Consider the following 7084-nt stretch of genomic DNA (forward strand, 5'->3'; position numbering starts at 1 on the left):
TCGTTTTGTTCATATAAAAATCTCCTTATGATAAAAAGATATTTTATCATAAGGATCATCCTATTATATACCGGAATATATTTCCTAGCTCTTGTTTTTTCTAAAGTTGACGACATTGACTGTGCACTGACCTCAGTCCCGATAACAAAAAAAGATTCCACCTTACGGTGAAACCTTCTTATCAACTATCTGCTAAATAAAAAAATCACTAAAAGTAATGCTACTATTAACACTAAAATAAACGGTATTAATATCTGAAATGTAGCAATAATTATTGCTAATATATCATTCTTTGATAAATTCTCTGCTCTCAATTCTTTTAATAATTTTTCTTCTGTTTCTTTATCTAATCTTTTTTCCTTTAGTTTATTTTGTCCGAACATTTTTTCCTCCTAGACTAAGTGACAAGCTACAAAGTGGCCTTCACTAACTTCCCTATACTCTGGATTTTCTTCTTTACATTTATCTGTTGCATATGGACATCTAGTGTGGAATTTACATCCTTTTGGTGGATTTGCTGGTGATGGTATATCTCCAGTAAGAATTATTCTTTCTCTCTTTACTGTTGGGTCAGGTATTGGAATGGCTGACATCAACGCCTTTGTATATGGATGAAGTGGATTCTTAAAAATTTCATCTGATGATGCAAGTTCCACAAGTGATCCTAAATACATTACACCTACCTTATCACAAATATGTTCAACAACTGAAAGGTCATGTGAAATAAATAGGTACGAAAAATTCTTTTCCCTTTTTAAATCTTGTAGTAAGTTAATTATTTGTGCTTGTATTGATACATCCAATGCTGATACTGGTTCATCTGCTACTATAAAATCAGGATTTAATATAAGTGCTCTTGCTATACCGATTCTTTGTCTTTGTCCACCTGAAAATTCATGTGGATATCTATCTATTTGATAAGGTGCAAGTCCACAGATTTTCATTGTTTCAAGAACCTTTTCTCTTAAGTCGTTTTTTGAAACCATTTTATGATTTAAAAGCGCTTCTCCAATAATTTTCCCCACTGTCATTCTTGGATTCAATGATGAATATGGATCTTGGAATATTAACTGCATCTTAGGTCTCATTTTTCTTAATTGACTTTTACTTAATTCATCGAGATCTTTACCTTCAAAATAAATTTTTCCCTCAGTTTTTTCTAGTAAATTCAATATTGTTCTACCTGTAGTAGATTTTCCGCATCCTGATTCGCCAACTAGTCCTAATGTTTCCCCTCTTTTTATTTCAAAAGAAACTCCATCTACAGCTTTTACATATCCTACAGTTCTTTGCATTACTCCGCCTTTTATAGGAAAGTATTTTTTCAAGTTTTCTACTTTTAAAAGTACATCTTCAGACATCTACTTCACCTCCTCATCATCATTATGTAACCAACATGCTACTTTATGATTCTCACTTACTTTTCTTAAATGTGGTATTTCACTTTTGCATTTTTCCATACAACATTCACATCTATCATTAAAATAACATGAATCTTTCATTCCTACTGGATTAGGAACTTGTCCAGGTATTGAATACAATCTTTCAGCACAACTACCTAATACAGGTTTGGATTTTAAAAGTCCTTTAGTATATGGATGAGCTGGGTTACTAAATATATCTAATACCGGTCCTTCTTCAATAACTTTACCAGCATACATAACAACAACATAATCTGCCATTTCTGCTACTACACCTAAATCATGAGTGATTAGCAATATAGCTGTATTTAATTCTTTCTTTATCTTTCTCATAAGGTCTAGTATTTGAGCCTGTATTGTTACATCCAAAGCAGTAGTAGGCTCGTCTGCTATTAATACATTAGGATTGCAAGATAATGCCATAGCAATCATTATTCTTTGTCTCATTCCTCCTGATAACTCATGAGGATATGCATCTACAATTTCATCCGCTCTTGGAATTCCTACTAACTTAATCATTTCGATAGCTCTCTCTCTTGCTACCTTTTTATCACATTGTTGATGTAACATAATAGCTTCCATGATTTGTGATCCTACTGTAAATACTGGATTTAATGAAGACATAGGCTCTTGGAATATCATAGCTATTTCATTACCTCTAATTTTTCTCATCTCTTCATCAGTAAGTTTTAATATATCCTTACCTTTATAAAATATTTCTCCACCTTCGATTTTACCTATTGGCGCTTGTATAAGTCTCATTAAGCTCATTGAAGTTACAGATTTACCACAGCCTGATTCTCCAACAACGCAAACTGTTTCTCCCTCTTTTATTTTAAAAGATACATCATTTACAGCTTTAACTACTCCAGCTTCAGTGTGGAAATACGTCTTTAAATTCTTAAATTCAACTAATGTCTTTGCCATAATATTTCCCCCTTTACTTCTTCATCTTAGGATCTAATGCATCTCTTAAGCCATCACCTAATAGGTTTATAGCCATAACCGTTACAAAAATGCATAATCCAGGTGGTATCCAAAGCCATGGTCTGTTTTGGAAATCATAAAGATTACTAGCCGCTGTAATCATATTTCCCCATGATGGAGTTGGTGGTGTTACACCAATACCTAAATAACTTAATGTTGATTCTGTAAGAATTGCATTACCTATAGCTAATGTAGCATTAACTATAATTATAGGTACAGTGTTTGGTAATAAATGTGCAAATATCTTTCTTATGTCTGTAAGACCTAATGCTTCTGTAGCTTGCATAAATTCTTGTTCTCTTAATGATAAGATTTCCCCACGAACAAGTCTTGCTAGAGCCGGCCATGATAAAAATCCTAGTACAAACATAACAGCGAATATTCTAACATTTGACGGTACTTTTAAATCTGACAATATTGCCCCAACCATAATAACTACAGGTAAAAATGGTAATGACATAAATATATCTATAATTCTCATTATTATTGTATCTATCCATCCACCATAATATCCTGCAATAGCTCCTATAGATGCTCCTAATACAACTTGTATAATCATAGCTACTAGACCAACTATAAGAGAAATTCTACCAGCATACATAAGTCTAGTTAATACATCTCTTCCTAAATTATCAGTGCCTAATAAATGTGCCATACTAGGTGCAAGTTTTTTTGCTGCATCCTGTGTGTTGTATCCATAAGGAGAAAATAAAGGCCCAATAAACGAAAATAAAAACATAATTATTATGAGACTCAAACCAAATAATGCTAATTTGTTTTTCTTTAATCTTCTAAATACTACTCTCCATGGTGACTCTAATTTTTCTTTTTTATCTGGCATAAAGCTTTCCTCCTTACTTTAGTCTAACTCTTGGATCAACAAGTGCATATGATATATCTGAAATTAAGTTTCCTATTAAAACTAATACCACAATTAACATATTGAATCCCATAAGGAATGTATAATCTCTTATATTAACAGATTCTAAGGCAATCTTACCTATTCCCGGCCATCCAAAAACACTTTCTGTAATAATTGCTCCTGCAAATAAATCAGGAAGAGACATTCCAAGTAATGTTACAATTGGAATAAGTCCATTTCTTAATGCATGTTTATATATAACAACTTTTTCTTTTAATCCTTTTGCTCTAGCTGTTCTTATGTAATCTTGATTTATAACTTCAAGCATAGCTGTTCTTGTATATCTCATTAAACTTCCTACTTGCATAAGTGTTAATACAGCAACAGGAAGTATTCCATGTTTTACAACATCTAATACATGTTTAACTCCAGTGTGATCAACTCCAGCCGTAGTCATTCCAGATACCGGTAATATTCCTAAATCTATAGAGAAAAACTTTATAAGTAATAATGCAAAGAAAAATGATGGTATTGATAACCCTATTAATGCAAATACTGTAAAGAACTTATCAAAAAATGAGTATTGTCTTGTAGCTGATATTATTCCTATAGGAACTGCTATTAAAAGACTTAATATAAACGATGTCAATGCAAGTTTAAAAGAATTCCATACATAAGTGTCTATAACTTCTGATACTGGTTTCTTAAATCTAAGTGAATCTCCGAAATCTCCAACTACTGCATGTTTTGCCCATGTAACATATCTCTCTGGTATAGATTTATTCAGTCCATATATTTCTTTTAATTGTTGAACTTTTTCTTGTGACATATTAGGATTTGCTTTCGCATCTACAAAATCCCCAGGTATAAGTGATATAAGTGTAAATAGAATTATAGATATACCTATAACCATAGGTATCATTTGAAGTAATCTTCGGGTAATAAATTGTCTCATATAAATCAATATACTCCTTTCTAAAAAACGCCCCCAGCCTTTCTGAGGGCGCTTTATATTTTTTTATCTAAGAAACTATTTTTCTAAAGTTACTTTATTTAACATTTGAGTATAATGAACATATGGAGATATATCTAATCCTTTTACTCTTCCATTCATTGCCCACATATCATTTCTTTGATACATAAAGATATATGGTAAATCTTCATTAATTTCTGTATATAATTCTTTATATAATTCTTTTTGTTTATCTTGATCTAATTCTGAATTTAACTTATTGTATAATTCATCTACTTTTTCATTAGAATAATTAGTATTATTTTGTGATCCATTAGTAGCAAATATCTCTGAATCATTTGGATTTGCAGTTAATCCCCAAGCCATAAATAACATGTCAAAATCTCCAGTTTTTTGTTTAGCTCTCATTTGGTTAAAGTCAACTTTTTCAGAACTAAAATCTACACCTAATTCCTTCCAATCATCTGTAGCTACTGAAAGAATAGCATCTACTACTGGGTTATTAGAAGTACCAAGGAAATGAAGAGAAAGTTTTACACCATCTTTTTCTCTTATACCATCTGAACCTGCTTTCCATCCTGCATCATCTAACATTTTCTTAGCTTTTTCTAAATCATAGTCATATTTATTTTTACCTGCATAGAAAGCCCATGATACTTTAGATTGATTTACGTTAATAACAGATGCATATTGATCATATACTGAATCAACAATCTTCTTTCTGTTTAATGCTGTAGTTAAAGCTTGTCTAACAACCTTATCTTTAAATTGAGGTTTTGCACAATTAAATGCCATATATCCATATCCATTAGTAGGGAAGTATTGATAGCTTAAGAATCCAGCTGCTTCTGTAGCTTCTACATTATCTTGTCCTATAGTAAGCTCATCCATATCAATTTCCCCAGTTTGTAACATTTGAAGTCTTGTATCAACAGTAGTTACTTTATAAATAATATTTTTTACTTTTGCTTTTCCATCATAGTAATTATCATTAGCTACTAATTTAACTTCTTGTCCTGAAGCATAACTTACAAACTTGTATGGACCTGAAGAAACTTCTGGCTTTTCATTTAGCGCCTTTATAGAATCTATACTTCCTTGTTTGTAGTCTTTTCCATAATAACTTTCTGGCATTGGCATAAATCCACCAAGATCATAAATTGCTGATGATGTTTTTTCTAGAAGAGTAATTTTCATAGTTTGATCATCTACAATTTCTATTCCTGAAATATCAGTTGCTGTTCCTTCTTGATATTCCTTAGCACCTTTTATTTTAGTTTTACCATTAACTAAATCTAAAGGTCCATCATATCCACCATCACAAATAAGTTTTATAGTAAACGCTACGTCTTTTGTAGTTAATTTTGATCCATCTGACCATTTTAAATTATCTTTTAATTTTATTGTATATGTTAAACCATCATCTGATACTTCTGGCATCTTTGCTAACCCTTCAGTTACTTCACCTTCTGCATCATTTTTTAATAGGTATGCAAACATAGCTTCTGTTATATAAATATCATAAGCACTTTCCATAAATACTGGATTAAAAACACCATCTGGAGCTTCAGTACCAATAACTAAAGTATCTTTTCTCTTTTTAGCTACTTCAGGGTTTTTACTCATATCCTGTGCTTCATATATTGTATTCTTTGTTCCTGTTAATTCCTTCTTTTTAGTTGAAGTTTCTGTTGCACTTCCGCCACCACAAGAACTAAGTAGCGCCACTGTTGTCAATGCAGCTAGTGCTTTGATAAATTTACTTTTCATAATTTTTCCCCCTTTTTAGTATATATATATATTCAGTCACTTTTAATTTAAGCATTTACCTTTAACTTAAGTGATCCAAATAACAACTTGTAATTTAAATATATATTTATAATGAACTACCCCTTAAAAATAAAAAAAGGTCAATAAATTTCTAAATTTAGGGTAAATTATAGACTTCATTGCCTTCAATATATATTCTATTTTTTCATAATTTAATTATTTTTCATTCATATTTCAATTTATGTGAATATATTACTTCAGATTTTTATTAAATTCAACGCCTAAAATATAGAATTTTTTATCAGATAATGTATTCTTATAGGTTTTCACTTCGATTTTCTTCGTTTTTCTCGTATTTATACAATAAAATCTATTCCTTAACTAATTTATATTATCGCTATTATATATATGTTATATCTTGTAATTTTATTAATAAGTTCTTAAACAATCTATATAAATTGCAAAAGAAACAACGTTCTTTTGTAAATCCATAGTAAGCTTTTTTGTCGTTTTTCCGTATATGATTTTATCGTTAATCATTTCTCACTTAATAGTTATTTCTATAGTTTTTTCATTAATTCACAACTTCAGTGCACAGTTAAAACAGTTCACAGTGCACAGTTTCGGTTAATTCACATTTCGCAATTAATGTTAATTTTCCCATGTAGGGAAAATATTTTAGTCCTGCGGATGGCTAAAGTTACAATTGTATTTATAGATGTATTTAGTGCATATATAAAACTGTTATACTTAAGTGTTGTTTTTCACTAATAATAGGTTCCTAGTCCAAGCTACATGAAGGCACAGCCTTCATTAGCCCCTTGTGATAGTTATATATAAAATATAAATATCTTAAAAAACTAACTTATTCTATGCACAAAATTATCACACTTAAAATCTCAGAAATTCCCCAAAAGGAATTTCCTCCATCACTGTGTACTGTGAACTGAAAACTCTCTCCTTGTAGTTTATTATTCTCTTATTTACTCGATATTTCTTAGAATTTCATATCAACTTATATCTATTTTTATATTGTATAAGTATACTAGTTGTATAGCTAACGCTTTTCAA

Annotated in this window: 6 protein-coding genes; all 6 read right to left on the bottom strand. The window is 30.5% G+C overall.

The features are described from left to right. Nucleotides 1-185 precede the first annotated feature (185 nt). On the bottom strand, nucleotides 186-383 hold the full coding sequence (locus KQI30_RS16155; protein ID WP_216464379.1) for a hypothetical protein: 198 nt from the start codon (nucleotides 381-383) through the stop codon (nucleotides 186-188). Between the two features lie 9 nt (nucleotides 384-392). Further along, a complete protein-coding gene (locus KQI30_RS16160; RefSeq protein ID WP_216464380.1) occupies nucleotides 393-1361 on the bottom strand; it encodes an ABC transporter ATP-binding protein in 969 nt (322 codons plus the stop codon). Next, entirely contained in the window at nucleotides 1362-2348 is a 987-nt protein-coding gene (locus KQI30_RS16165) for an ABC transporter ATP-binding protein (protein ID WP_216464381.1), read from the bottom strand. Nucleotides 2349-2361: 13 nt separating this feature from the next. Continuing rightward, complete coding sequence (gene opp4C, locus KQI30_RS16170; protein WP_216464382.1) at nucleotides 2362-3249, bottom strand: oligopeptide ABC transporter permease; 888 nt, start codon at nucleotides 3247-3249, stop codon at nucleotides 2362-2364. A gap of 13 nt (nucleotides 3250-3262) precedes the next feature. Then, entirely contained in the window at nucleotides 3263-4225 is a 963-nt protein-coding gene (locus KQI30_RS16175) for an ABC transporter permease (RefSeq protein WP_216464383.1), read from the bottom strand. A 75-nt stretch (nucleotides 4226-4300) separates the two neighbouring features. Then, on the bottom strand, nucleotides 4301-6013 hold the full coding sequence (locus KQI30_RS16180) for an ABC transporter substrate-binding protein (protein ID WP_216464384.1): 1713 nt from the start codon (nucleotides 6011-6013) through the stop codon (nucleotides 4301-4303). Between the last annotated feature and the right edge of the window lie 1071 nt (nucleotides 6014-7084).

Source organism: Clostridium bornimense (assembly GCF_018917145.1).
Classification (GTDB): Bacteria; Bacillota; Clostridia; order Clostridiales; family Clostridiaceae; genus Clostridium_AN; species Clostridium_AN bornimense_A.